This is a genomic window from Streptococcus sp. KHUD_016, from assembly GCF_051106465.1.
In the GTDB taxonomy this organism is placed as follows: Bacteria; Bacillota; Bacilli; order Lactobacillales; family Streptococcaceae; genus Streptococcus.
In genome coordinates this window covers 189368-213407 of the sequence record NZ_CP193663.1, presented here as the reverse complement: position 1 = coordinate 213407, position 24040 = coordinate 189368, and the positions used below count along the sequence as shown (strand labels likewise).

General features: G+C 40.6%; 40 protein-coding genes. 3 read left to right on the top strand and 37 right to left on the bottom strand.

From position 1 onward, the window contains the following. Nucleotides 1-307 precede the first annotated feature (307 nt). Genes ACORHV_RS01050 through ACORHV_RS01040 form a run of 3 tightly spaced genes read left to right on the top strand, consistent with a single transcriptional unit; the run spans nt 308 to nt 4100 of the window. The gene (locus ACORHV_RS01050; RefSeq protein ID WP_000753272.1) at nt 308-1348 is read left to right on the top strand and encodes an ABC transporter substrate-binding protein; all 1041 of its coding nucleotides are present in this window, start codon (nt 308-310) and stop codon (nt 1346-1348) included. A 12-nt stretch (nt 1349-1360) separates the two neighbouring features. Next, nucleotides 1361-2452 (top strand): ABC transporter ATP-binding protein, encoded by a 1092-nt coding sequence (locus ACORHV_RS01045; protein ID WP_001289677.1) that lies wholly within the window; start codon nt 1361-1363, stop codon nt 2450-2452. Next, nucleotides 2442-4100, top strand: coding sequence for an ABC transporter permease (locus ACORHV_RS01040; RefSeq protein WP_000676642.1), 1659 nt, complete (start codon nt 2442-2444; stop codon nt 4098-4100). The genes ACORHV_RS01045 and ACORHV_RS01040 overlap by 11 nt, the downstream gene beginning before the upstream one ends. Nucleotides 4101-4200: 100 nt before the next feature. Here ACORHV_RS01040 and ACORHV_RS01035 read toward each other — a convergent pair whose 3' ends face one another. The 37 genes from ACORHV_RS01035 to ACORHV_RS00855 all read right to left on the bottom strand — a co-directional run bounded on the left by ACORHV_RS01035 (nt 4201) and on the right by ACORHV_RS00855 (nt 24034). Next, nucleotides 4201-4893, bottom strand: a complete 693-nt coding sequence (locus tag ACORHV_RS01035; RefSeq protein ID WP_434398421.1) for a histidine phosphatase family protein — start codon at nt 4891-4893, stop codon at nt 4201-4203. A 236-nt stretch (nt 4894-5129) separates the two neighbouring features. Continuing rightward, a complete protein-coding gene (locus tag ACORHV_RS01030) occupies nt 5130-6467 on the bottom strand; it encodes a PFL family protein (protein WP_434398419.1) in 1338 nt (445 codons plus the stop codon). Between the two features lie 9 nt (nt 6468-6476). Continuing rightward, nucleotides 6477-6743, bottom strand: coding sequence for an ACT domain-containing protein (locus tag ACORHV_RS01025; protein ID WP_000644111.1), 267 nt, complete (start codon nt 6741-6743; stop codon nt 6477-6479). Nucleotides 6744-7006: 263 nt separating this feature from the next. After that, nucleotides 7007-7393, bottom strand: coding sequence for a 50S ribosomal protein L17 (gene rplQ / locus ACORHV_RS01020; protein ID WP_000331493.1), 387 nt, complete (start codon nt 7391-7393; stop codon nt 7007-7009). Between the two features lie 11 nt (nt 7394-7404). After that, a complete protein-coding gene (locus ACORHV_RS01015) occupies nt 7405-8340 on the bottom strand; it encodes a DNA-directed RNA polymerase subunit alpha (RefSeq protein WP_000568993.1) in 936 nt (311 codons plus the stop codon). A gap of 42 nt (nt 8341-8382) precedes the next feature. After that, nucleotides 8383-8766: a 30S ribosomal protein S11 gene (gene rpsK / locus ACORHV_RS01010; RefSeq protein ID WP_001118385.1), complete on the bottom strand. Its 384-nt coding sequence runs from the start codon at nt 8764-8766 to the stop codon at nt 8383-8385. Between the two features lie 17 nt (nt 8767-8783). Further along, nucleotides 8784-9149, bottom strand: coding sequence for a 30S ribosomal protein S13 (gene rpsM / locus ACORHV_RS01005; RefSeq protein ID WP_000090781.1), 366 nt, complete (start codon nt 9147-9149; stop codon nt 8784-8786). 17 nt (nt 9150-9166) lie between these two features. Continuing rightward, complete coding sequence (gene rpmJ, locus ACORHV_RS01000) at nt 9167-9283, bottom strand: 50S ribosomal protein L36 (RefSeq protein WP_001808836.1); 117 nt, start codon at nt 9281-9283, stop codon at nt 9167-9169. A 24-nt stretch (nt 9284-9307) separates the two neighbouring features. Further along, the gene (gene infA, locus ACORHV_RS00995) at nt 9308-9526 is read right to left on the bottom strand and encodes a translation initiation factor IF-1 (protein WP_001029883.1); all 219 of its coding nucleotides are present in this window, start codon (nt 9524-9526) and stop codon (nt 9308-9310) included. A gap of 116 nt (nt 9527-9642) precedes the next feature. Beyond that, entirely contained in the window at nt 9643-10281 is a 639-nt protein-coding gene (locus ACORHV_RS00990) for an adenylate kinase (RefSeq protein ID WP_001050433.1), read from the bottom strand. A gap of 145 nt (nt 10282-10426) precedes the next feature. Next, nucleotides 10427-11737: a preprotein translocase subunit SecY gene (gene secY, locus ACORHV_RS00985; protein WP_000465385.1), complete on the bottom strand. Its 1311-nt coding sequence runs from the start codon at nt 11735-11737 to the stop codon at nt 10427-10429. 12 nt (nt 11738-11749) lie between these two features. Next, the gene (gene rplO, locus ACORHV_RS00980) at nt 11750-12190 is read right to left on the bottom strand and encodes a 50S ribosomal protein L15 (protein WP_000766089.1); all 441 of its coding nucleotides are present in this window, start codon (nt 12188-12190) and stop codon (nt 11750-11752) included. A 144-nt stretch (nt 12191-12334) separates the two neighbouring features. Then, entirely contained in the window at nt 12335-12517 is a 183-nt protein-coding gene (gene rpmD / locus ACORHV_RS00975) for a 50S ribosomal protein L30 (RefSeq protein WP_000057241.1), read from the bottom strand. A 13-nt stretch (nt 12518-12530) separates the two neighbouring features. Beyond that, a complete protein-coding gene (rpsE, locus tag ACORHV_RS00970) occupies nt 12531-13025 on the bottom strand; it encodes a 30S ribosomal protein S5 (RefSeq protein WP_000874204.1) in 495 nt (164 codons plus the stop codon). A gap of 17 nt (nt 13026-13042) precedes the next feature. Continuing rightward, entirely contained in the window at nt 13043-13399 is a 357-nt protein-coding gene (gene rplR, locus ACORHV_RS00965) for a 50S ribosomal protein L18 (RefSeq protein ID WP_000624044.1), read from the bottom strand. 83 nt (nt 13400-13482) lie between these two features. Further along, nucleotides 13483-14019 (bottom strand): 50S ribosomal protein L6, encoded by a 537-nt coding sequence (rplF, locus tag ACORHV_RS00960; RefSeq protein ID WP_000086626.1) that lies wholly within the window; start codon nt 14017-14019, stop codon nt 13483-13485. Nucleotides 14020-14081: 62 nt separating this feature from the next. After that, a complete protein-coding gene (locus tag ACORHV_RS00955; protein WP_000648250.1) occupies nt 14082-14261 on the bottom strand; it encodes a hypothetical protein in 180 nt (59 codons plus the stop codon). Nucleotides 14262-14427: 166 nt separating this feature from the next. Next, entirely contained in the window at nt 14428-14826 is a 399-nt protein-coding gene (rpsH, locus tag ACORHV_RS00950; RefSeq protein ID WP_000245502.1) for a 30S ribosomal protein S8, read from the bottom strand. Between the two features lie 213 nt (nt 14827-15039). Continuing rightward, nucleotides 15040-15225: a type Z 30S ribosomal protein S14 gene (locus tag ACORHV_RS00945; protein WP_001085697.1), complete on the bottom strand. Its 186-nt coding sequence runs from the start codon at nt 15223-15225 to the stop codon at nt 15040-15042. 17 nt (nt 15226-15242) lie between these two features. After that, nucleotides 15243-15785, bottom strand: a complete 543-nt coding sequence (rplE, locus tag ACORHV_RS00940) for a 50S ribosomal protein L5 (RefSeq protein WP_000013542.1) — start codon at nt 15783-15785, stop codon at nt 15243-15245. A 23-nt stretch (nt 15786-15808) separates the two neighbouring features. Further along, nucleotides 15809-16114, bottom strand: a complete 306-nt coding sequence (rplX, locus tag ACORHV_RS00935; RefSeq protein WP_000497691.1) for a 50S ribosomal protein L24 — start codon at nt 16112-16114, stop codon at nt 15809-15811. A 79-nt stretch (nt 16115-16193) separates the two neighbouring features. Beyond that, the gene (gene rplN, locus ACORHV_RS00930) at nt 16194-16562 is read right to left on the bottom strand and encodes a 50S ribosomal protein L14 (protein WP_000616545.1); all 369 of its coding nucleotides are present in this window, start codon (nt 16560-16562) and stop codon (nt 16194-16196) included. Nucleotides 16563-16587: 25 nt separating this feature from the next. After that, nucleotides 16588-16848: a 30S ribosomal protein S17 gene (gene rpsQ, locus ACORHV_RS00925; RefSeq protein ID WP_000440801.1), complete on the bottom strand. Its 261-nt coding sequence runs from the start codon at nt 16846-16848 to the stop codon at nt 16588-16590. Between the two features lie 24 nt (nt 16849-16872). Beyond that, nucleotides 16873-17079: a 50S ribosomal protein L29 gene (gene rpmC, locus ACORHV_RS00920; protein ID WP_000772918.1), complete on the bottom strand. Its 207-nt coding sequence runs from the start codon at nt 17077-17079 to the stop codon at nt 16873-16875. A gap of 9 nt (nt 17080-17088) precedes the next feature. Continuing rightward, complete coding sequence (gene rplP, locus ACORHV_RS00915) at nt 17089-17502, bottom strand: 50S ribosomal protein L16 (RefSeq protein WP_000960946.1); 414 nt, start codon at nt 17500-17502, stop codon at nt 17089-17091. 3 nt (nt 17503-17505) lie between these two features. Beyond that, nucleotides 17506-18159 (bottom strand): 30S ribosomal protein S3, encoded by a 654-nt coding sequence (rpsC, locus tag ACORHV_RS00910; RefSeq protein WP_000529936.1) that lies wholly within the window; start codon nt 18157-18159, stop codon nt 17506-17508. 12 nt (nt 18160-18171) lie between these two features. Beyond that, entirely contained in the window at nt 18172-18516 is a 345-nt protein-coding gene (rplV, locus tag ACORHV_RS00905; protein ID WP_000818137.1) for a 50S ribosomal protein L22, read from the bottom strand. A gap of 11 nt (nt 18517-18527) precedes the next feature. Continuing rightward, nucleotides 18528-18809, bottom strand: coding sequence for a 30S ribosomal protein S19 (gene rpsS, locus ACORHV_RS00900; RefSeq protein ID WP_000533766.1), 282 nt, complete (start codon nt 18807-18809; stop codon nt 18528-18530). A gap of 103 nt (nt 18810-18912) precedes the next feature. After that, entirely contained in the window at nt 18913-19746 is an 834-nt protein-coding gene (gene rplB / locus ACORHV_RS00895; protein WP_000512910.1) for a 50S ribosomal protein L2, read from the bottom strand. 17 nt (nt 19747-19763) lie between these two features. After that, nucleotides 19764-20060 (bottom strand): 50S ribosomal protein L23, encoded by a 297-nt coding sequence (locus ACORHV_RS00890; protein ID WP_001055347.1) that lies wholly within the window; start codon nt 20058-20060, stop codon nt 19764-19766. Further along, nucleotides 20060-20683, bottom strand: coding sequence for a 50S ribosomal protein L4 (gene rplD, locus ACORHV_RS00885; protein WP_434398414.1), 624 nt, complete (start codon nt 20681-20683; stop codon nt 20060-20062). The genes ACORHV_RS00890 and rplD overlap by 1 nt, the downstream gene beginning before the upstream one ends. A 24-nt stretch (nt 20684-20707) precedes the next feature. Continuing rightward, the gene (gene rplC / locus ACORHV_RS00880; protein ID WP_000160197.1) at nt 20708-21334 is read right to left on the bottom strand and encodes a 50S ribosomal protein L3; all 627 of its coding nucleotides are present in this window, start codon (nt 21332-21334) and stop codon (nt 20708-20710) included. Nucleotides 21335-21550: 216 nt separating this feature from the next. After that, nucleotides 21551-21859: a 30S ribosomal protein S10 gene (gene rpsJ, locus ACORHV_RS00875; RefSeq protein ID WP_001284513.1), complete on the bottom strand. Its 309-nt coding sequence runs from the start codon at nt 21857-21859 to the stop codon at nt 21551-21553. Nucleotides 21860-22124: 265 nt separating this feature from the next. Continuing rightward, nucleotides 22125-22751, bottom strand: a complete 627-nt coding sequence (locus tag ACORHV_RS00870; RefSeq protein ID WP_434398412.1) for a uridine kinase family protein — start codon at nt 22749-22751, stop codon at nt 22125-22127. Further along, nucleotides 22748-23344, bottom strand: coding sequence for an anaerobic ribonucleoside-triphosphate reductase activating protein (nrdG, locus tag ACORHV_RS00865; protein ID WP_000220160.1), 597 nt, complete (start codon nt 23342-23344; stop codon nt 22748-22750). The genes ACORHV_RS00870 and nrdG overlap by 4 nt, the downstream gene beginning before the upstream one ends. Nucleotides 23345-23348: 4 nt before the next feature. Further along, nucleotides 23349-23849, bottom strand: a complete 501-nt coding sequence (locus ACORHV_RS00860; RefSeq protein ID WP_000423430.1) for a GNAT family N-acetyltransferase — start codon at nt 23847-23849, stop codon at nt 23349-23351. Between the two features lie 44 nt (nt 23850-23893). Continuing rightward, nucleotides 23894-24034, bottom strand: coding sequence for a hypothetical protein (locus tag ACORHV_RS00855; protein ID WP_000521624.1), 141 nt, complete (start codon nt 24032-24034; stop codon nt 23894-23896). Between the last annotated feature and the right edge of the window lie 6 nt (nt 24035-24040).

Genomic DNA, 24040 nt, shown 5'->3' with positions numbered 1-24040 from the left:
AATTTTGTGATGTTACTATTATACCATTTTTGGGGGAATTTGAAAGACGAGAAATGTTCTTTTAGACTTGGATAACAAGAAATACTGAGTCGCAAATCCAACTTATTTAACAGGAAAAAAATTAGCTCCTAATCGGAGCTAACTTCTATTGATTATTTGTCTCTTGTAGCTACTTCCCCTAACTTCTTTAACTCATATTTCTCGTTTTAGATTTCTTTAAGGTTTTTATTATATGATGTAGAACTCTGTAATTGAAAACATTAGGTAAACAAACAGAGAATAATGTTCGTAAAAAAGGAGAAAAATTATGAAAAAAACACTATCACTTCTCTATTTCAGCTGGATATTTCTACTTTTGTCAGGATGTTCTTCAACAACAGAAGCTGAAACTAGCATTGAAAATGATACGGATAAGACTTTAGTTGTTTATTCGCCTAACCCTGAAGATCTTATTGAAGAAACAATCCCAGCTTTCGAAGAAAAATATGGTATCAAGGTTGATTTAGTCCAAGCTAGTACTGGTGAATTATTCAAGAAAGCTGAGGCTGAGAAAGAAGCTCCTGTAGCCGATGTCATTTTCGGAGGTTCCTACGCACTCTTCTCTTCTAACGAAAAGCTCTTTGAGCCGTATACTTCCCAAGAAAACGACCACATTATCCCTGAATATCAAAATAAAACCGGATTCTACACCCCTTATACACTTGACGTCAGTGTCATCATTGCCAATTCAGCTCTTACAAAAGACATTAAAATTGAAGGCTACAATGATTTACTCAATCCCAAATTAAAAGGAAAAATCGCTACTGCTGATCCAAGTAATTCTTCTAGTGCCTTTGCTCAATTAACAAACATGCTTGTGGATCAAGGGGGCTATGAAAATGAGCAAGCTTGGACATATGTGAAAAATCTATTTAGCTTAGTAGATGGGAAAATTGCTTCTAGTTCTTCAAATGTCTACAAATCAGTCGCTGACGGAGAAATGGCTGTCGGACTCACCTATGAAGATCCTGCATTGAAACTCTTAAACGATGGCGTTGATGTAAAAGTCATTTATCCAAAAGAAGGAACCGTCTTTTTGCCTGGTAACGCAGCTATTATCAAAAATGCCAAACACATGGAAAACGCTAAAAAATTTATCGATTTCCTTCTTTCTCAAGACATTCAGGATAAACTAGGAACTGAAACAACCATTAGACCCATTCGAAAAAATGCTAAAATCAATAAAAATATGAAAGCAATGACAGAAATCAATATCGCTACTGAAGATTCAGATTATGTCATCCAAAATAAATCAGCTATTCTTAAAAAGTACAATGATATTTTCACTAATATTCAATCGAAACAGTAAAAGAGGTTCACTATGAGTGAGATCAAAATTATTAACGCAAAAAAAATCTACCACGACATTCCTGTCATTGAGAATTTAAACGTTACGATTCCAAAAGGAAGTCTTTTCACCATTCTTGGACCTTCAGGTTGTGGAAAAACGACCCTTCTTCGAATGATTGCAGGCTTCAACAGTATTGAAGGCGGAGAATTTTACTTCGATGATACTAAAATAAATAATATAGAACCCAGCAAACGCAACATCGGCATGGTTTTCCAAAACTACGCTATTTTCCCACATTTGACTGTCCGAGATAATGTTGCTTTTGGTCTTAAACAAAAAAAGGTTCCAAAAGATGAATTAGTTCAACAAACTAATAAATATCTGGAACTAATGCAAATTAATCAATACGCAGATCGAAAGCCCGATAAACTCAGTGGTGGACAACAACAACGTGTCGCCTTAGCACGTGCATTAGCTGTTAATCCAAGTGTTCTCCTCATGGACGAGCCACTTAGTAACCTGGATGCGAAACTTCGCTTAGATATGCGCCAAGTTATTCGAGAAATTCAACACGAAGTGGGAATTACAACTGTATATGTGACCCACGATCAAGAAGAAGCGATGGCTATTTCAGACCAGATTGCCGTTATGAAAGATGGGATCATCCAACAAGTCGGACGACCAAAAGAACTCTATCATAAACCAGCTAATGAGTTTGTGGCAACCTTTATTGGACGCACAAATCTCATCCCAGCCAAACTACAAAAAAAGAGCGACAGTGCTTATATCGTCTTCTCAGATGGCTATGCCCTCCCTATGCCAGCTCTTGATCAAGCTAAGGAACAAGCTGTTCTTGTGAGTATCCGTCCCGAAGAGTTTATCAAAGATGAATCTGGAGATATTGAAGGAATCATTTCCGATAGTGTTTATCTTGGACTCACCACTGAATATTTTGTAGAGACTGCATTTTCTTCAAAAATACAGGTCAGCGAAGAATCAACTTTTGAAGAAGATCTTCAAAAAGGGGATCGAATTCGTCTACGAATCAATACTCAAAAGTTAAATGTCTTTTCTGCAGATGGTTCCCAAAATCTTATTACAGGAGTTGGCTATGAAAGGTAAAAAACTAAATATTTGGACAGCCTCCTCATTCTTCATCTTTCTTACCTATCTTATTTTTCTTGTTTATCCAATTATTATTGTACTCAAGCAAGCACTCATACATGAAGGTCAATTCTCACTCGCTAATTTTGAAGATTTCTTTAGTAAATCCTATTACTCTGAGACACTAGTAAACAGTTTTAACGTCTCCATTACTTCTACTGTAACTTCCCTAGTTTTAGGGACTTTATTAGCTTACCTCTTTTCTATATATGACTTCAAAGGAAAGAAATTTTTACAGATATTGATTATCATAGCATCCATGTCAGCTCCCTTTGTAGGTGCCTATTCTTGGATTCTACTTCTTGGTAGAAACGGAGTTATTACAAAATTTCTAACCAACACACTCCATTTGCCTGCTTTTGATATTTATGGCTTCAAAGGAATTGTACTTGTGTTTACACTTCAGCTATTCCCATTAGTTTTTCTATACGTGGCTGGAGCAATGAAAAGGATTGACCATTCCCTTCTTGAAGCCGCTGAAAGTATGGGGGTAATCGGATTCAAACGTATGGTAACAGTTGTTTTGCCTCTTTTAGTTCCAACTTTACTTGCTGCTACGCTACTTGTATTTATGAGAGCATTCTCCGACTTCGGAACTCCTATGTTAATTGGTGAAGGATATCGGACTTTCCCTGTTTTAATTTATAATCAATTCATTAGTGAGGTTGGCGGAAATTCTGCATTTGCATCTGCTTTAGCAATCATGGCGATTATCATTGCTTTAACAATCTTCCTCATCCAAAAATATATTTCAAATCGCTATAGTTTCAGCATGAATTCGCTCCATCCAATTGAGCCGAAAAAAACTACAAAAGGAAAAATGGCTGCTATTTATGCAACAGTCTACGGAATTATCTTGTTCTCTGTTCTACCTCAAGTCTACTTGATTTATACCTCTTTCCTAAAAACATCAGGTATGGTATTTGTCAAAGGCTATTCTCTAAATAGTTACAAAATTGCCTTCAATCGTATGGGATCTGCTATTTTTAATACGATTCGCATTCCTTTGATTGCTTTAATTCTTGTTGTTTTATTTGCAACGGTTATCTCCTACCTAGCTGTTAGAAAACGAAATTTGTTTACAAACTTAATTGATAGCCTTAGTATGGTACCTTATATTGTGCCAGGAACTGTTCTAGGTATTGCCTTCATTTCTTCATTCAATACTGGTCTTTTTGGAAGCGGATTTCTGATGATTACAGGAACAGCCTTTATATTGATTATCTCCTTATCTGTCCGAAGACTCCCTTATACAATCCGCTCATCTGTTGCTAGCTTGCAACAAATAACACCTAGCATTGAAGAAGCCGCTGAGAGTTTAGGAAGTAGCCGTCTCAATACTTTCAGTAAAATCACTGTTCCAATGATGTTACCCGGTATTATTTCTGGATCTATTCTATCATGGGTAACAATGATTTCAGAACTCTCTACTTCTATCCTGCTATATAATTCCAAAACAAAAACTATGACCGTAGCAATCTATACAGAGGTTCTCAGAGGAAATTATGGTGTAGCCGCAGCTTTATCCACGATTTTATCTATCCTAACAGTCGCTTCCTTACTATTATTCATGAAAATCTCTAAAAGCAATAACATTACACTCTAATTTTTCCCTATCAAAAACAGCCGAAAGGATGATCCTAGGCTGTTTTTCTAATCTCTTATCACAATACATGACCCGAAGTTCTGATGAACGTATTTACTGATTAAATAGAATTTTCTTCCATCTTCTTACGTCCGAGCTCTCGATAGCTACGGTCACCAACAACTTCTACGCTAAACTGACCGTCCTCATATTCAAGAATCGTCACGCTACCATTATCCAGACCATGCGGATGCATGCCATTGATCAGATAAACAATGGTACCAATCGTCATTCCATGGCTCACAACGAGGGCATTACCCCCACCTTGTTCTTCCATTTCTTTAGCAATCGCTTCAAAGCCTTCCTTGATTCGACCACTGAGTTTTTCCCAACCTTCAGCCCAGCCTGCAGTATCAACCTCTACCAAACCTTCTGCTAGTTCTGCATAGGACAACTGATGAACATGGTCTACATTGAAAATTCTCGGAATCAATCCCATAAAGAGGTCCCCATCATAGGCCCCATCAAAACTACCAAAGCACCACTCTCTGATGCGCTTGTCCATGCGGTAAGGGATTTTCCCCTGTAGTCCAAGTTCTTCTAGGATAATTCCCATGGTTTGAATAGTGCGACCTGAATCACTGGAATAAGCGCGGTCAAACTGCAAGCCAGACTCTCTCAAGCCAATTCCCAGTTCATGGATTCCCAACTCACCTTCTGCAGTCAGAGGTGTATCACTCCATCCTTGAGCACGTCCAATGGTGTTAAACATCGTTTTCCCATGACGGACCAAATACAATCTTACTTTAGACATTTTCTATCCTCCATTTTCTTCTATTATATCATGGATCAAAGAAATATTCGGCTTTCAAAAGCAAAGCCAACATTTGTAAATTATCCAAAAGAAAAGCTACCCTCATGGTAGCTTCCCTAGGAGATTATTATGAAAAAGTTTAGGATTTCTATTAAATAAAGTTAGGAGGTCTTTATTTAATGATTATAGTATACACAGTCATCCTTAAACTCAACTTAAATCCTCTCGCTTTTTTATTAATTTTTAAAACTATGGATTGGAGCTGGGATTTGCCCACCGCGAGAGATGAAATCAACAGACGAAGCCCCGTTGACCTTCATAACTGGAGCTGTCCCTAGCAAGCCTCCAAACTCAATCATATCGCCTTCTTTGCCCTTTGGAATAATACGGACGGCCGTTGTTTTCATGTTAATGACACCAATTGCCGCCTCATCCGCAATCATAGCTGCAATGGTTTCAGCAGGCGTATCTTCCGGAATGGCAATCATATCCAGCCCAACAGAACAGATAGCCGTCATGGCTTCTAGTTTCTCTAAATTCAGAGAGCCATCTTGTACCGCACCAATCATCCCCTCATCTTCAGAAACGGGGATAAAAGCACCTGACAAGCCACCGACTTGGTTACAAGCCATCACTCCGCCCTTCTTAACTTGGTCATTCAAAAGAGCGAGGGCAGCCGTCGTCCCATGCGTACCAACTGTTTCTAGGCCCATTTCCTCAAGGACACGAGCCACAGAATCGCCAACTGCAGGAGTTGGTGCCAAGCTTAGGTCGACAATCCCAAAGTCAACACCCAGTCTCTCGCTGGCCATTTGACCGACTAGCTGACCAATACGAGTAATCTTAAAGGCTGTTTTCTTGACCGTCTCAGCTACAACATCAAAACTCTGACCACGAACTTTCTCCAAGGCGCGTTTGACAACACCAGGACCTGAAACACCAACATTGATGATAACATCTGCTTCCCCAACACCATGGAAAGCCCCTGCCATAAAAGGATTGTCCTCAACAGCATTAGCAAATACGACCAACTTGGCCGCACCCATATCTGATAGCGCAGCTGTTTCCTTGATGATACGCCCCATATCAGCGACCGCAGTCATGTTGATACCTGACTTGGTCGAGCCAATGTTAACAGACGAACAAACCTTGTCTGTCTCAGCTAGAGCGCGCGGGATAGAATTGATGAGAATTTCATCACCTTTTTGATAACCCTTTTGTACCAAGGCAGAGAATCCACCAATAAAATCAACACCGATCTCCTTGGCAGCCTTGTCAAGAGCCTTTGCCAAAACAAGATAGTCTGTCGCATCAGTCGCAGCACCAATTAAAGAAATCGGAGTCACCGATACCCGTTTATTAACAATAGGAATCCCAAGTTCTGCAGCAATTTCATCTCCTACAGCCACTAGATTTGCAGCTTTAGTGGTAATTTTTTGGTAAATCTTTTCAGCAGCATGATTGATATCTGGATCAATACAGTCCAAAAGGGAAATCCCCATGGTGATGGTTCTGATATCGAAGTTCTGCTCCTCGATCATGGCAATGGTTTCTGTAACTTGTCTAATATCCATAGCCACCTCCTAGATATTATACATAGCGTCAAAAATCGCCGCACTTTGAATATTGATTTTGACATTCAAGGTCTGACCGAAAGTTTCAAACTCATTTCGTAGATAAGTGAAATCCTGTTTTTCGTCACTAGAAACGACCGCCATCATAGTAAAATATTCATCCAACACCGTCTGAGAAATATCGTCAATATTCAAACCCAACTCTGCAATCTTAGTAGACACGCCTGCAACGATCCCAGCCTTGTCCTTACCAACCACTGTAATAATAGCCTTCATCCTTATACCCCATTTCTACGATTTTTAGAAAACCTGAACGTTTTTGATTTTCTTTTTTCCTAGTATAGCATATTTCCATAGAAAATACTAAAAAACGCCTGCTTACGAAATTGTTCTTAAGAAAAAAACAATTTCGTAAACAAGCGTCTACCCTATCAAATGATGATGAGTGTTCCCGCTAGGACATAAGTCCCAGCGGTAGACCAGAGCTAGACTAAGAGCACAAGACTCCATCATCATAACACTCAACAAAATTGATGATTTTATACTAATTCGATGATCGCCATTGGCGCAGCATCACCACGACGTGGTTCAGTTTTAAGGATACGAGTGTATCCACCGTTACGTTCAGCATAACGAGGTGCGATTTCTGAGAACAATTTTTGAAGTGCTGTAGTAGAAGTGTACTTATCAGTTGCTTCATCATAGTTTTCAGATGCGATTTCATTACGTACGAAAGCAGCTGCTTGACGACGTGCATGCAAATCACCACGTTTACCTAGAGTAATCATTTTTTCAACAGTTTTACGGATTTCTTTAGCACGAGCTTCAGTTGTCACGATTGATTCGTTGATCAAAAGGTCAGTTGTCAAATCGCGAAGCATTGCTTTACGTTGTGAGCTAGTGCGTCCTAGTTTACGGTAAGCCATGTATTCCTCCTTTATTTATCTTTTAATCCAAGACCCAAGTCAATGAGTTTGAGTTTCACTTCTTCCAAACTCTTGCGTCCAAGATTTCGTACTTTCATCATCTCTGCTTCAGATTTTTCTGTCAAATCATGCACAGTGTTGATACCGGCACGTTTCAAACAGTTGTATGAACGCACAGACAAGTCCAGTTCCTCAATCGTACGATCCAAAATACGATCGTCAGATTCAGTATCAGCTTCTTTCATCACTTCAGTTGACTTAGCAATCTCAGTAAGATTTGTAAACAAATCAAGATGTTCTGTCAAGATACGTGCTGAAAGCCCTAAAGCATCTTCTGGAATAATTGTTCCATTAGTCAAGATTTCAAGGGTTAATTTGTCAAATCCATCATTGCTACCTACACGAGCAGGTTCAACTTGATAGTTGACTTTTGTAACTGGTGTATAAATAGAATCTACAGCAAGTGTTCCAACTGGTGCATTATCTTTTTTGTTTTCATCAGCAGGTACATATCCACGACCACTGTTAACAGTCATTGTCGCTTTTAGAGAAGAACCTTCACCGATTGTAAAGAGATAATGATCTGGATTTACAATCTCAATATCACTGTCAGTCAAAATGTCTCCAGCTGTAATTTCAGCGGGACCTTCAACGTCAAGTTCAATGATTTTTTCGTCTTCAACGTATGATTTCACTGCAATCCCTTTAATGTTCAGAATGATTTGCATCACGTCTTCACGAACACCTGGGACTGTGTCGAACTCATGCAAGACACCTTCAATGTTGATAGATGTCACTGCTGCTCCTGGTAGAGAAGCTAGTAGTACACGACGAAGAGAGTTACCAAGAGTTGTACCGTAACCACGTTCAAGTGGTTCGATTACAAACTTGCCATAATCTTTATTTTCATCAATTTTTGTTATATTTGGTTTTTCAAACTCAATCATTTAGTTACTCCCTCTTAAACGAAAAGCAGTGTAATGCGATGATTATACACGGCGACGTTTTGGAGGACGAGCACCATTGTGTGGCACTGGAGTCACATCACGAATTGCTGTTACTTCAAGACCAGCGGCAGCAAGCGCACGAATAGCTGACTCACGACCAGAACCTGGACCTTTTACAGTAACTTCAACTGATTTAAGACCGTGTTCTTGTGCAGATTTAGCAGCAGCTTCAGAAGCCATTTGAGCAGCGAATGGTGTAGATTTACGAGAACCTTTGAAACCAAGAGCACCAGCTGATGACCAAGCAATTGCATTACCATGCACATCAGTAATCATAACAATAGTGTTATTAAATGTAGCGTGAATATGAGCAATACCAGATTCGATATTCTTTTTCACACGACGTTTACGTGTTGGTTTAGCCAAGACTTTTACCTCCTATATTATTTTTTCTTACCAGCGATCGCAACAGCTTTACCTTTACGAGTGCGAGCGTTGTTTTTAGTGTTTTGTCCACGGACAGGAAGTCCACGACGGTGACGAATACCACGGTAAGAACCGATTTCCATCAAACGTTTGATGTTCAAGTTTACTTCACGACGAAGGTCACCTTCAACTTTGATTGCATCCACTTCACGACGGATAGCATCTTCTTGATCTGATGTAAGGTCACGTACACGAACATCTTCTGAGATTCCAGCAGCAGCCAAAATTTTCTTAGATGTTGCAAGTCCGATACCATAAACGTAAGTCAATGAGATTACTACGCGTTTGTCATTTGGAATGTCAACTCCAGCAATACGAGCCATGTTTTCTCCTTTCTATCTTATCCTTGACGTTGTTTGTGTTTTGGATTTGCTGGGCAAATTACCATAACACGACCATTACGACGAATTACTTTACAGTATTCGCAAATTGGTTTGACCGATGGTCTTACTTTCATTTCTTATCCCTCCAAGTTTTTCGATTATTTAAAGCGGTAAGTGATACGTCCACGTGTCAAGTCATATGGACTCATCTCGACAGTAACACGATCTCCCGCTAAAATACGAATATAGTTTTTACGAATTTTACCAGAAACTGTTGCTAAAATCTGATGTCCATTTTCAAGTTCAACCGTAAACATTGCGTTAGGCATTGTATCGACTACTTTGCCTTCAACTTCAATCACATCGTCTTTTGCCACGCAAAAGCACCTCCATAAATTTCGATTCGATGCCTCTGAAAACAGAGACAACAATTATAAGTCAGACTATCTCAGTATAACATTTGTAGCGATTTTTTGCAAGTGTGAAAAACGCTTTATTTCAAATTTGTCAATACTTTTTCGATGTCTTTGAACACATCATTGATATCTTGATTTCCTTCGATATCGTGGACCAATCCTTTGGCACGGTAGTGAGCAATGATTGGTTCACCTTGGGCGATATTCACATCCAAACGACGCTTCACTGTCTCAGGTTTATCATCTTCACGTTGGTAATAATCTTCCTCTTTATAGTCAACTGGTGGGTTGAAAACTTTGTGGAAGGTTTCACCTGTTTCGCGGTGGATGATACGACCACTCAAACGTTCCAAGAGACAATCTGGGTTCACTTCGATATTGATCACGCCTTCTAGTTCGATACCAAGTTCCGCCAATGTTTTGTCCAAGGCATGAGCTTGTTCAATCGTACGTGGGTAACCATCCAACAAGAAACCTGTTTCTTTGATGTCGTCCTGAGAAAGGCGTTCTTTAACAATTCCATTTGTAACTTCATCCGGAACCAACTCACCTTTGTCAATATATGACTTGGCAAGTACACCCATTTCAGTTTGATTAGCCATAGCAGCACGGAACATATCTCCAGTTGAAATGTGTGCCACGTGGAATTGCTCCACAATTTTAGCTGCTTGCGTTCCCTTACCTGCTCCAGGTAAGCCCATAATCAAAAGATTCATGATAGGATCTCCTTATTTTGTATTTAAATAGAAGCAGAAATTCGTTTCAACCCCTATTTAAAAACAAAATAGAAGAGGGGAGACGAAAATCTCTCTGATAGATAGACCTTCATACTCCACTCTCTAAGCAAAAGTAATCTTGCTTTTATTCTGTTTTGTCCATGAAACCAACATACTTACGTTTCAATAGGTAACCTTCTAGCTGTTTGATTCCTTCGATACCAGTTGAGATAATGATCAAAAGACTAGTTCCCCCAAAAGCAACAGCTTCTGAAAGACCAAAGACATCTTTTGCCACAATCGGCAAGATTGAAATCACACCAAGGAAGATTGATCCGACAGTCGCAAGGCGACGAAGAAGTTTCGACATGAATTCTTCAGTACCCTTACCAGGACGGACACCATGAATGTAGGCTCCACTCTTTTGCAAGTTTTCTGCTGCTTTCTCTGGATTGATCTGTACAAATGTATAGAAGAATGTAAAGAGAATGATCAACAAGGCATACATGGCAACACCTGTTGGAGATGTTGTAGATAACATTTCCTGTGCTGTACGTACCCAAGCCCAATCATGACCTGTAGCACTCAAAAATTGAAGAATGGCTGCAGGTGCTGCTGTGATGGAACTTGCAAAGATAACTGGGATAACCCCCGCTGGGTTTACCTTCAAAGGAAGGTATGAGCTTGATGGGGCTCCTTGAGCAACTTTTGTATATTGGATTGGAATTTTATATTCTGCCTGTTGAACAAAGGTTGTAAAGTATACAATCAACAAGACAGCGATAATCAAAATAACGACAAAGATAATAGATGAAGTCAAACGGCTACTTGGAATATTGACGAAGTAGTCAACATAGATGCCTTTAATCATCTCAGGAATTGAAGCAACAATACCTGCAAAGATGATCATAGAAACACCATTTCCGTATCCCTTATCTGTAATTTGTTCCCCGAGCCAAGTTACAATCATACTACCTGCTGTGAGGATAATACCAATGGTAACAAAGACTTGTGGAGTTAAAGCTGTCGTTAATAATTTCGCCCCAGATAGAGTATTAAATCCTGCTGTAATCCCGATAGATTGAACAAATGCAAGCACAAGTGCAATGTAACGAGTAGCCTGGTTTAGTTTTCTCCGTCCTACTTCCCCTTGTTTGCCCCATTCTACAAACTTCGGTAAAATATCCATTTGTAGCAATTGAACAACGATGGAAGCAGTGATATACGGACTTACTCCGAGTGCGAAAACGGAGAAGTTCTTCATGGCATTCCCTGAAACAAGACTAAGCATGTTCAAGAAAGATAAACCACTGAGAGCTTCTAAACTTTTTGCATTCACACCTGGAACAGTGATACTTGTCCCAATACGGAAAACAAGAATGATAAAAATTGTAAAGAGAATTTTTGATCGAACTTGTTTAACCTTGAGCGCTTCTTTTAGTAATTTAAAAAACATGGGTCACCTCTCTTAGATGACTTCTACAGAACCACCTTTAGCAGTGATAGCTTCCTCAGCTGATTTAGAGAATTTAGCTGCTTTCACAGTCAATTTCTTAGTCAACTCACCGTTACCAAGAATTTTAACTCCTGATTTTTCAGCTTTCACAATTCCTGCTTCGATAAGCACAACTGGAGTTACTTCTGCACCGTCTTCAAAGACGTTCAATTGGTCAAGGTTTACAATTGCGTATTCTTTAGCGTTGATGTTAGTGAATCCACGTTTTGGAAGACGACGGAACAATGGAGTTTGTCCACCTTCAAAACCAAGGCGAACTCCGCCACCGCTACGAGCTTTTTGACCTTTTTGACCGCGACCAGATGTTTTACCGTTACCTGATGAAGTACCACGACCAACACGGTTACGTACTTTACGAGAACCTTCTGCAGGTTTCAATTCATGAAGTTTCATTATTATTTTCTCCTCTTTTGTAAAATGCTAGCGCCGATAAGAGAGAAAAGGTTGTCTCCCTTATCAACTCGCCTATACATGGTCATCTTAGATGACTATACCTAGTTTTAGGGGATGAGTATTGCCACATCCCCTAAAAATTCATTAGTTTACTTCTTCAACTGTTACCAAGTGAGATACTGCAGTGATCATACCACGGATAGCAGCGTTGTCTTCTTTGATAACAGAGCTGTTCAATTTGCCAAGTCCAAGTGCTACAACAGTTTTACGTTGTGATGGAATGCGTCCGATTGGAGACTTAGTCAAAGTAATTTTAATTTGAGCCATTTTATCCCCTTTCTTATGCCAAATCAGAAACTGAGATACCACGAAGGGCAGCAACTTCTTCAGCGCGTTTCAATTGTTTCAAACCTTCAACAGTTGCGCGAACAATGTTGATTGGAGTGTTAGAGCCAAGTGATTTAGATGTAATATCTGCCACACCTGCCAATTCCACAACGGCACGAACTGCACCACCAGCGGCAACTCCAGAACCTTCTACAGCAGGTTTCAACAATACTTTAGCTCCACCGAATTCTGAAAGAACTTCGTGTGGGATTGTTGTTCCAACCATAGGAACTTCAATCAAGTTTTTCTTAGCATCTTCTACTGCTTTGCGGATTGCTTCTGGAACTTCTTGAGCTTTACCAGTACCAAATCCTACGCGACCGTTGTGGTCACCAACAACAACAAGAGCTGCGAAACGAAGACGACGTCCACCTTTAACAACTTTCGTAACACGGTTGACAGCAACTACGCGTTCTTCTAATTCAACTGCATTGTCTTTAAATGCCATTTTCTAGTGTCCTCCTATTAGAATTTCAATCCGTTTTCACGAGCTGCATCAGCCAAAGCTTTCACACGTCCGTGATATAGATATCCACCGCGGTCGAACACCACTTCTGAAATACCTTTAGCGTTTGCACGTTCTGCAACGAGTTTACCGACAGCAACGGCTTGTTCAGTTTTAGTTCCTTTTGAAACTTCTTTGTCAAGAGTTGAAGCACTTGCGAGCGTTACACCCGCTACGTCATCAATCACTTGAGCGTAGATGCCTGTATTAGAACGAAATACGTTCAAACGTGGGCGATCAGCAGTTCCAGAGAGTTTTCCGCGAACGCGACGGTGGCGTTTTTGGCGGAGTTTGTTTTTATCTGGTTTAGAAATCACAGTTTTCACCTCTTTAGTTTTAAATCGTGTGCTATGCACTAAGTTGGAAAATAGGTTGGTGGTTAAAAATCAACCACTCAACATTATTTACCTGTTTTACCTTCTTTACGGCGAACGAATTCACCAACGTAACGGATACCTTTACCTTTATATGGTTCTGGTGAACGAAGGCTACGTACGTAAGCAGCCGTTTGACCAACTACTTCTTTTGAAATTCCGCTAACAACGATTGTTGTTGGGTTTGGAAGTTCAAAAGTAATTCCTTCTGGAGCTTCAACTTCGTCTGGATGAGATTTACCAACAGCCAAAACAAGTTTAGATCCTTGAAGTTGTGCACGGTAACCAACCCCGCGCATTTCAAGTTCTTTCTTGAATCCTTCTGATACACCAACAACCATGTTGTTCAAAAGGGCACGAGTAGTTCCGTGGATTGTTTTCATTTCTTTTGAATCGTTTGGACGGTGAAGAGTTACTTCAGTACCTTCCACACGAATTTCAATATCTTTTGAGAACTCACGAGTAAGTTCTCCTTTAGGTCCTTTTACAGTTACAACGTTGTCATTGTTAGTGATTTCAACACCAGCAGGCAACACGATAACTTTATTACCAATACGTGACATGTTTATTTTCTCCTGTTAAATTGTCAGGCCAGAATGGCCAGTTTTCACGGGGGGCATTCGGATTAGAGCAAACCTAGTTTCTTTCGAAAAGCTTTGACAAACTCCTGATATTCTGTCAATACATCAATAGCCGCAGGACTATAACCAATTTCACATAAAAGAGATACAAGGTCATCTTTTGACAATTCAGCCAAAGCGTCTTCTGCAACAATAAGTTTTTCATTCAATTCAGTAGCTTTCATCTTTTTCTCCTAAACTAATTTACTCTCTATTTGGCTGATCAGTAAATCAGCTAAATTGAACACGAGCTATGGTCTGTGTGAAAAAGACAAATCTTCCTAGAGTGTTAACACTCTTTGTCAGATTTCCTATTATCACATTGCCCATGACGCTCTTTGTATCTTGATTTTACCAAACGTAAGCGATAACTTCTCCACCAACGTTCTTTTGGCGAGCTTCTTTATCAGTAAGCAAACCTTCAGAAGTTGAAAGGATAGCAATTCCAAGTCCGTTAAGAACTTTTGGAAGATCTTCACGTTTTTTGTAGACACGAAGTCCTGGTTTAGAAACACGTTTCAAGTTAGTGATAACTTTTTCACCGTTTGGTCCGTATTTAAGGAATACACGGATGATGCCTTGTTTGTCATCTTCGATGATTTCTACGTTCTTAACAAAACCTTCGTGTTTAAGGATTTCAGCAATCCCTTTTTTGATGTTTGATGCAGGCACTTCAAGTACTTCGTGTTTCGCTTGGTTAGCGTTACGAATACGAGTTAGGAAGTCTGCGATTGGGTCAGTCATAACCATTTTGTTTTTCTCCTCTTACTAGTAGTTTGCAAGTTGCACTTGCTAGTTAATGATTGAGCTGGGCTCAGATAGTATTGACACATTCAAATGAGAGAACTCTTATTTGAAAACGAGCTACAACCTGTGCAAAAAAGATAAATTTGTTTTGGAGCATCGCTCCTTCACCAAATTTTCTATTTTTGCTGTGGTTGTTACGCTCTTTGTATCATGATATTACCAAGATGCTTTTGTTACACCAGGAATTTGTCCTTTGTAAGCTAATTCACGGAAGCAAACACGGCAAAGTTTAAATTTGCGGTAAACTGAATGTGGACGACCACATTTTTCACAACGAGTATAAGCTTGAGTAGAGAACTTCGCTGGACGTTTGTTCTTAGCAATCATTGATTTTTTAGCCATTAGATTTACCTCCTATATTATTTTGCAAAAGGCATTCCAAGGCCTGTAAGCAATGCACGTGACTCTTCGTCAGTGTTAGCAGTTGTTACGATAACGATGTCAAGACCACGAGTTTTGTCAACGTCATCAAAGTTGATTTCTGGGAAGATCAATTGTTCTTTCACACCAAGTGTGTAGTTTCCGCGTCCATCAAATGATTTTGTTGGAACACCGTGGAAGTCACGTACACGTGGAAGTGAAACTGAAACCAATTTGTCCAAGAATTCGTACATACGTTCACCACGAAGGGTAACTTTTGCACCGATCGCTACACCTTCACGAAGACGGAAGCCGGCGATTGATTTTTTAGCTTTAGTGATAAGTGGTTTTTGACCTGAGATAAGTGCCAATTCTTCAGCAGCTTTTTCAAGACTTTTAGCGTTTGATACAGCTTCACCAACACCCATGTTCAAAACGATCTTATCTACTTTAGGCACAGCCATCACTGATGAGTAGTTGAATTGTTCTGTCAAAGCAGGAACTACTTCATTAAGATATTTTTCTTTTAAACGATTTGCCATTATACTTCTCCTTTCCTTCGTGATTAATCAAGCACTTCGCCTGATTTTTTGTTGTAGCGAACTTTTTTACCGTCTACAAATTTGTAACCAACACGACCAGCTACACCATTTTTGTCCAAAACTTGAACGTTTGATACGTGGATAGCTGCTTCTTTCTCGATGATACCACCTTGAGGAAGCTCGTTAGTTGGACGTTGGTGTTTCTTAACGATGTTAACACCTTCAACGATAACTTTGTTTACTTTTGGAAGGGCAGTAAGGACAACAGCTTCTGTTCCCTTATCTTTACCAGCGATTACGCGAACTTTGTCGCCTTTTTTTACAAACATTAGGTTTCTCCTTGATTTTTCTTACGCCCATAAGGGCACCCTGGAGGTAAATCCAGGGGACTAGTTTGTTTTTTTAATATTAAAGTACTTCTGGAGCAAGTGACACGATCTTCATGAAGCCACCTTCACGCAATTCACGTGCAACTGGGCCAAAGATACGTGTTCCGCGAGGAGTTTTGTCTTCACGGATGATAACTGCTGCATTTTCATCAAATTTGATGTATGAACCATCAGCACGACGAGCACCTGATTTAGTACGAACGATAACAGCTTTTACAACGTCACCTTTTTTAACCGCACCACCAGGAGTAGCTTGTTTTACAGATGCCACGATAACATCACCGATGTTTGCAAATTTACGTCCTGAACCACCAAGAACTTTGATAGTCAAGATTTCGCGCGCACCGCTGTTGTCTGCGACTTTCAAACGAGTTTCTGTTTGAATCATTTCAGTTTTCTCCTTTCAGGTTTGATTAGATGATGACCGCTTCTTCAACAACTTCTACAAGACGGAAACGTTTTGTAGCTGAAAGCGGACGAGTTTCCATGATACGTACGATATCGCCTTCTTTGGCAACATTGTTTTCATCATGTGCTTTGTATTTTTTAGAGTAGTTAATACGTTTACCATAGACTGGGTGGTTACGTTTTGTTTCAACTACAACTGTGATTGTCTTGTCCATTTTGTCAGATACAACACGTCCAACAAGAACTTTACGATTATTGCGTTCCATTGAAATTTCTCCTTCCCTAGTCTATTATTTCGCTTCAGATTGAACTGTTTTGATACGAGCGATTTGTTTTTTAACTTCTTTCAAGCGAGCTGTTTGTTCCAATTGACCAGTAGCAGCTTGGAAACGAAGTTCAAACAATTCTTTTTTCAATTCGTTTTCGCGCTTCGCGAGTTCTTCTTGAGAAAGACCACGAAGTTCTTTAACAAATTCTTTTACTTCATTAAGTTTCATGCCTTCTCCTTATTCTGCTTCACGTTTTACGAATTTACATTTAACTGGCAATTTGTGGCTTGCAAGACGAAGCGCTTCGCGAGCGATTTCTTCAGATACACCAGCGATTTCGAACATCACTTTACCACGTTTAACTGGTGCTACCCAACCTTCAGGTGCCCCTTTACCAGATCCCATACGCACACCGATAGCTTTAGCGGTGTATGATTTGTGTGGGAAGATTTTAATCCAAACTTTACCACCACGTTTCATGTAACGAGTCATGGCGATACGAGCAGCTTCGATTTGGCGGTTAGTGATCCAGTGGCTAGTTGTAGCTTGAAGACCGTATTCACCGAATGCTACTTCTTTTCCACCTTTTGCTTCACCGCGCATTTTTCCACGGAATTCACGACGGTGTTTAACACGTTTAGGTACTAACATTGGTTATTTACCTCCTTTAGTGTTTTTACGAGCTGGAAGAACTTCACCACGGTAGATCCATACTTTAACACCAAGTTTACCGTATGTAGTATCTGCTTCTTCCCAAGCGTAATCGATATCTGCACGAAGTGTGTGAAGTGGAACAGTTCCTTCAGAGTATCCTTCAGCACGGGCGATATCTGCACCGTTCAAACGACCTGATACTTGAGTTTTAATTCCTTTAGCTCCAGCACGCATAGCACGTTGGATTGCTTGTTTTTGTGCACGACGGAAAGCGACACGTTGCTCCAATTGACGAGCAATTCCTTCACCTACAAGGTGAGCATCCAAATCAGGTTGTTTGATTTCGATGATGTTGATGTGTACTTGTTTTCCAGTCAATTTGTTAAGTTTTGCACGGAGTGCATCAACGTTAGCACCACCTTTACCGATAACCATACCTGGTTTAGCAGTGTGAAGTGAAACGTTAACTTTGTTTACTGCGCGTTCGATTTCGATAGTTGAAACTGCTGCGTCAGCAAGTTCTTTTTGAACGAATTTACGGATTGCAAGATCTTCATGAAGGTAATCCGCGTATTCTTTTTCAGCATACCATTTGGCATCCCAATCACGGATGATGCCGACACGCATACCAATTGGATGTACTTTTTGACCCACGATGTTACCTCCTTATTTTTCTGCAACAGCTACAGTGATGTGAGCTGTACGTTTGTTGATTGGTGAAGCTGAACCTTTCGCACGTGGACGGAAACGTTTCATAGTTGGTCCTTCGTTTGCGAATGCTTCAGATACTACCAAGTTAGCTTTGTCCAAACCAAAGTTGTTTTCAGCGTTAGCTACAGCTGAGTTCAAAACTTTCAAGATGATTTCAGCAGCTTTGTTTGGTGTGAATGTCAAGATTGCAATAGCATCGGCTACGCTTTTACCACGGATGTTGTCAAGAACAAGACGTGATTTACGAGGTGAAACACGTACTGTACGAGCCATTGCTTTAGCTGAAGTAATTTCTGCCATTTATGTTCTCCTTATTTTCTACGTGTTTTCTTGTCGTCTGCAGCGTGACCCTTGTAAGTACGAGTTGGTGCAAATTCACCAAGTTTGTGACCTACCATGTCTTCTTGGATGTAAACAGGTACGTGTTTACGTCCGTCATAAACTGCAATAGTGTAACCAATGAAACTTGGGAAGATCGTTGAACGACGTGACCAAGTTTTGATAACTTTTTTCTTTTCGTCGTTAGCTTGAGCTTCAACTTTTTTCATCAAATGCTCATCGACGAAAGGTCCTTTTTTAAGACTGCGTCCCATTTTTATTTTTTCTCCTTTAAATGTTGTACCACAGCGGCTTGCGCTCACATGGAGCGCTACCGAGCTGGCGGATTTCCTAGTTGCTTAGGCGACTAGTTTACTATTATTTCTCGTTGCGACGACGAACGATAAGTTTGTCAGATTTCGCTTTCTTGTTACGAGTTTTAAGACCAAGAGCAGGTTTGCCCCATGGAGTAGATGGCGCTTTACGACCAACTGGTGCTTTACCTTCACCACCACCGTGTGGGTGATCGTTAGGGTTCATTACAGAACCACGAACTGTTGGGCGGATACCTTTCCAACGGCTACGTCCTGCTTTACCAAGGTTTACAAGTCCATGTTGTTCGTTTCCGACAACACCAACTGTAGCACGACAAGTTCCAAGAATCATACGAACTTCGCCAGATTGAAGACGAACAAGAACGTATTTACCTTCTTGACCCAATACTTGAGCAGAAGCACCAGCAGCACGTACCAATTCTCCACCACGACCTGGTTTCAATTCGATGTTGTGGATCAAAGTACCAACTGGGATGTTAGCAAGTGGAAGAGCGTTTCCGACTTTGATATCTGCTTCAGGACCTGAAACGATACGTTGACCAACTTCAAGACCTTTTGGAGCGATGATGTATGCTTTCACACCGTCAGTGTAGTGTACAAGAGCGATGTTTGCAGAACGGTTTGGATCGTACTCGATTGTTTTAACAACTGCTTCAACGTTGTCTTTGTTACGTTTGAAGTCAACCAAACGGTAGAAACGTTTGTGTCCACCACCTTGGTGACGAACAGTGATACGACCGTTGTTGTTACGACCAGCCTTGCTCTTCAAAGCAACAAGCAATGATTTTTCAGGAGTGCTTGTTGTGATTTCAGCGAAATCCAAAGAAGTCATATTACGGCGACCGTTTGTTGTTGGTTTATAAACACGAATTCCCACGATATTTCCTCCTTAGATTATTCAGCTTCAGCAGCGAACAACTCGATTGCTTTTGAATCAGCTGTAAGTGTGATGATAGCTTTTTTAGTTTTGTTAGTAAAACCAGTGTAACGTCCAACACGTTTTGCTTTTGGTTTTACGTTGATTGTGTTAACGTTGGCAACTTTAACACCTTCGAAAGCAGCTTCAACAGCTTGCTTGATCAAAAGTTTGTGTGCACGAGTGTCAACTTCAAATACATATTTTCCTGCTTCAAGTTGAGCCATTGAGCTTTCAGTGATAACAGGTTTTTTGATAACATCATACAAATTCATTATGCAAGAACCTCCTCGATTTTAGAGATAGCTGCTTGTGTGACAAGAAGTTTGTCGCTATTTGCGATGTCAAGAACACTTGCAGTTGTAGCAGTTGCAACTTTCACATTTGGAAGGTTACGAGCTGAAAGAGCTGCGAATTCATTTCCTTCTTCAAGGATAACAAGAACTTTTGAATCGATGCTCAATGCTGCAAGAACTTTTGCAAATTCAGCAGTTTTTGGAGCTGTAAATGAAAGAGCATCTACAGCTACGAATTTGTTTTCAGCAACTTTTTCAGAGTAAGCTGATTTAAGAGCTAGGCGACGAACTTTTTGTGGAAGTTTGTAGCCGTATGAACGTGGAGTTGGTCCGAAGACAACACCACCACCACGCCATTGTGGTGAGCGGATAGAACCTTGACGAGCACGTCCAGTTCCTTTTTGACGCCATGGTTTGCGTCCACCACCTGATACTGCAGAGCGGTTTTTAACAGCGTGTGTTCCTTGACGAAGGCTTGCGCGTTGGCTGATGATCACATCAAACACAACTGATTCATTTGGTTCAATACCAAATACTGCATCGTTAAGAACAACTTGGCCAGCTTCTTTACCAGTTTGGTCAAATAATGTTACGTTTGCCATTGTGACTGATTTCCCCTTTCTTTATTATTTACCAGCTTTAACTGCTGATTTGATAGTGATAAGAGATTTCTTAGCACCTGGTACGTTACCTTTGATAAGGATAACGTTCTTTTCTGGAACAACTTGTACAACTTCAAGGTTTTGAATTGTTACGCGGTCGCCACCCATACGTCCTGCAAGGTTTTTACCTTTGAATACGCGGTTAGGTGCAACAGGTCCCATAGAACCTGGACGACGGTGGTAACGAGAACCGTGAGCCATTGGTCCACGTGATTGTCCGTGGCGTTTGATAACACCTTGGAAACCTTTACCTTTAGAAGTACCAGTTACGTCAACAACGTCTCCAGCTGCGAATGTTTCAACTGTGATTTCAGCACCAACTTCCAAGCCTTCAACGTTTTTGAATTCACGAATGAAGCGCTTAGGAGCCGTGTTAGCTTTCGCTACATGTCCTTTAGCAGGTTTGTTGCTCAATACTTCGCGTTTGTCATCGAAACCAACTTGGATAGCGTTGTATCCGTCTGTTTCAACAGTTTTAACTTGAAGAACAACGTTTGGAGTTGCTTCAATAACTGTTACAGGGATCAATTCGCCAGCTTCAGTGAAGATTTGAGTCATTCCCACTTTTTTCCCTAAGATTCCTTTTGTCATGAGAAAATAGTTCCTTTTCTATATTTTTTATTCAAAAAGTTTTTAACGAGCGTTTTTTATGCTCAAGTCTAAGATACAAAGGGCGTCAAACTCAAAGTGAAAATAGGAAACTGACGCAGTGTCTAACAGACACTAGGAAGTTTATCTTTTTCACACCGAGTTTAGCCCGTGTTCAATTAAATTGAAACACCAGCCTCTGCTCTTTTATATTTTAGATTAAAGTTTGATTTCTACGTTTACACCACTTGGAAGATCCAATTTCATCAACGCATCAACTGTTTTTTGAGTTGGGTTAACGATATCGATCAAACGTTTGTGTGTACGCATTTCAAATTGTTCGCGAGAGTCTTTGTATTTGTGAGTCGCACGAATGATTGTGTAGAGGCTACGCTCAGTTGGAAGTGGGATTGGACCCGCAACTTGTGCACCTGTACGAGTAGCTGATTCTACGATTTTTGCAGCCGCTGTGTCAAGCGTACGGTGTTCGTAAGCTTTCAAACGGATACGGATTTTTTTGTTTGCCATCTTTTTCTCCTTTTCGTCTATTTAAGATAATAGGCTAGCTCCACAAGAAAACCGACGCGCGTTGCGTGGCAATGCAACCGAGCGTGTCGCAACCTCTTGCATCAAAGCTAAGGCTGTAATTTACAGCACCATAATAGAATAACACAAAGCCCCTACGATTGCAAGGGATTTGTGAGCTTTTTTTCGTTTTTTTAAGATGAAACTGTTTTCTCTTTTCATCTTTCCAAGATTACGGATTTATATCTATAAAAAACCGTCTTTTCTTCTATATAATGTGTGTCATTTTGACCTTGAATGTATCTTCTGATTGATCTACTAAAATGTCCGCTTTAGACTCGTTTTCTCTATAGTATCGCAGATACTGCTCCCGTCTCATCTGATGGCTAGCCAATACAAAAGATGCATCCCGATTTCTCATAGTCGTATCTCGAGCTAAGCGCCTCTTTAATTCGGTCTCCTCATCCGTGTAGAAACAGATAGTTTTGTCAAAGAGTTCCTTGGGTAGAAATCCCACAGACATCCCTTCAACAATCAGAATTGGTTTGGCTCCAGACAAGACCTCGCTAGCCTTCCACGGTTCATCGATTGTTAAGACATCCATACCTGCCTGCAAGGCGAGAATATCTCTCTGTAAACTTGCCAGTTCATGTGCTACAGGCAGACAAGCTGTCACCTTTTGATCTGGTGCTTGCTTTGGTACTACCAGGTGACGTTCTGAAGTGATATAGGGATCTGTTTCTAGTAAATTTACTGTAGTAGAATCTAAAGCTTGATACAATTCCTGAGCAAAGGTTGATTTACCCGAAGCCCCATGACCGTAGATCCCTAGCGTCCTAATTCTTCCCGTTTCGATCTCTGAAACCAGTTGTTCTATCAGGTCTTTTTTCTTCATTCTCTCTTCACCTGTTCATAGCTTTCTTTTCCGTCATTAAGCTTGTCCCAAATCACTACTTGCCCACTTTTGAGGGATTTTTGCACATCGATAATTCGTTGATTAGAAGACCCTCGAAACTGGAGCATGAGATTGCGCTTGCTTTTATCATACCGTCCATCAACAAGGATGTCAATCAGCGACAAGAGTTCCAGTTTGTCTGGAGTCTCCAGCATCATTTCTTCCCAAGTGTAGCCCGTCCAGGACCAGATGTCTTTGTCTGGCAATTCCTTTCGAATGCGCTTAACGAGCGGCAAGAGGATACCTGTATTGAGAAATGGTTCTCCTCCCAGCAAGGTCAATCCTTGAACATAGGGCTGGGCAAGGTCTACCATGATCTGCTCTTCTAACTCTGCTGTATAAGGAATACCTGCATTGAAAGACCAAGTCGCAACATTATAGCACCCCTCGCAGTGAAACATGCAACCTGATACATAGAGAGAGTTTCGCACACCTTCTCCATCGACAAAGTTAAAGGCCTTATAATCAATGATCCGCCCTTTACTAAGCTCCTCACTTTTCCATTCACCTGGTTTTGGTGTATTCCATGTCATCCTTTTACTCCAAATCTATCCAGTAACGTTCTACACCATTGCGAACATCCTCAAACACCCCGCCATTTGCCACAATCACTGCTCTACTAGCAGGGTTTTCTGTGCTACAGGTCACAAGCGCTTTTTTGATGTTCTTTCCCTTGGCGACTTGCAAGCCTTGTCGGAGAGCTTCTTTGGCATAACCTTTGCCTCTTTCAGAGGGGCGAACGGAATAGCCGATATGCCCACCATTTTCTAGTAAGTAGTCATTTAATCGGAGACGAAGGTTGAGAAAGCCAAGAGCCTGGCCTGCTATGTCAAAACTAACCAGCTGGATAGCAGGAACCCAGTTTTCAGGAATATTGAGTCCCGCTTCCGCTTGAAGATTTTCTTCTAACCACTCTTCATAAACAAAATTCTCAGCATCCCAAAATCCACCGTCGTGAGGGGACTGTGCTTGTTCAAACTCTGCCATCATCTCTAAAATCGCTTCTTTATCTTCCAAACTTGGTCTGCGTAGTTCCATATTTCCCTCCCACCTAAGAGAAAAGTGAGAGCAGACTCTCACTTTTATTTTTTCTTTTTCTTGTTTAAAAACTGTTCTCTGAGGTTGAGCAAGCGTTCTTTTTTACCTGTTCCACCTTTCGAGTGTTTCTCGTGATAACGGGTCACTTGTGCGCGTCCCTTATCGTCTAATTGGTATTTCCCCATTCCATT